Genomic DNA, 1,370 nt, shown 5'->3' with positions numbered 1-1,370 from the left:
AGCATCAGACACTGTAACTGTTAACGTCACTGATTTTATACTTGGAAGTATAAGCCTGAATGTAGAAGGCAGGGTTATTGCGCTAGGTATCCATCCAACAGACCCCAACACTATTTTAATAGCTTCTGAACCAGAACTAGTTAATCAAACAGGAACAGGTATTTTCATCACACATGATTCAGGTGAAAATTGGCAGTTAGTTTCTGAAGATAAAATGCCTGCAAGAATTATATATTCAAATGTTAATCCTTCTATCGTCTATGCGACTACGTCAAACGCTGATCTTGTTAATCCAAGCGACACGTATGGGATTTCTACTGATGGAGGTATTACTTGGATTTGGAAAGATATAACCGAAAATACTTTTGGTAATATAATATCGAGTAAAAACATAGAACCAGATCCCTTTGATCCTAACGAAATATGGCTCGTTTCACCGAATAGTATTGGAGGGGGATTTTACAAATCAGTGGATATGGGAGATACATGGAATAGGATTCCAATAGAGACAGATACAGGTATTTATTACAATTCAGTTGTTCAGACGAAAGCTGATAGAGACCTTATTATTTTGACATCAGGCGCTTTGGGTGATTTGACTAAGGCTTTACAGTTGTCGAATGACAACGGGATTACGTTTACAACTGTAGCAAATGGTTTACCTGTCAGTGTAATTGATAGATTTACTCAGTATGTTCAAATTGATGATCAAGACCCTGATGTTTTTAGTGTAAACGGTTACGTTTCCGAGGACAGAGGTCAAACTTACAACAGTAGGGCTATTTCAAACTATTTCGATACATTAAATGGTAAATGGTACTACCTAGCAAATACATTTGATTCTGATAATCAGATAGAGGTAAGAATGACTTTAGACCAAGGGCGTACTTTTGAGGTAATTGTGGATAGTATGTACTTAGGATTTGACCCTGATATTTTTCCAGCTCTTGATGTAGATGTTCCTAGTGACAGGACATACTTAATTACGATAAATAATATTCTATATTTATATGATCGGTTATCATCTGCGTTATATAAACTAAAGTTGTAGAATTTTGAACGGTTTCTGACAAATATAAATTTCAAATTTGAGTTGAATTATACTAAACCGTTCAAAGTTGCTCACTAATTGTTTAGCAAGATTATCAAATTGACATTTGAAATATGATCAATTTTTCTAACCAATCAAATACACATTTTACGTAGCATTGCGTGATTAATTTAGGCGTTGGAGTTTACACACAGCATGCCTGAGCGATATATAGTCTTTCCAAATTCGAATTGGCATAGCAATCTTACCGCATCAACCAATGGAAGTTATTGAACTTTTTGTCAAATAATTTGTGGTAACTTACAATTTAAAGACTGTT

1 protein-coding gene is annotated in these 1,370 nt (G+C 34.7%); it reads left to right on the top strand.

Going from position 1 to position 1,370, the window contains the following annotated elements:
- The coding region (locus GPLA_RS23590) for a WD40/YVTN/BNR-like repeat-containing protein (RefSeq protein WP_040514569.1) at nt 1–1,051 on the top strand (1,051 nt) is incomplete at its 5' end.
- Nucleotides 1,052–1,370: the final 319 nt, after the last annotated feature.

Source organism: Paraglaciecola polaris LMG 21857 (assembly GCF_000315055.1).
GTDB classification, from domain to species: Bacteria; Pseudomonadota; Gammaproteobacteria; order Enterobacterales; family Alteromonadaceae; genus Paraglaciecola; species Paraglaciecola polaris.
The sequence above is the reverse complement of the archived record's forward strand: the minus strand, read 5'-3'. Positions and strand labels throughout refer to the sequence as shown.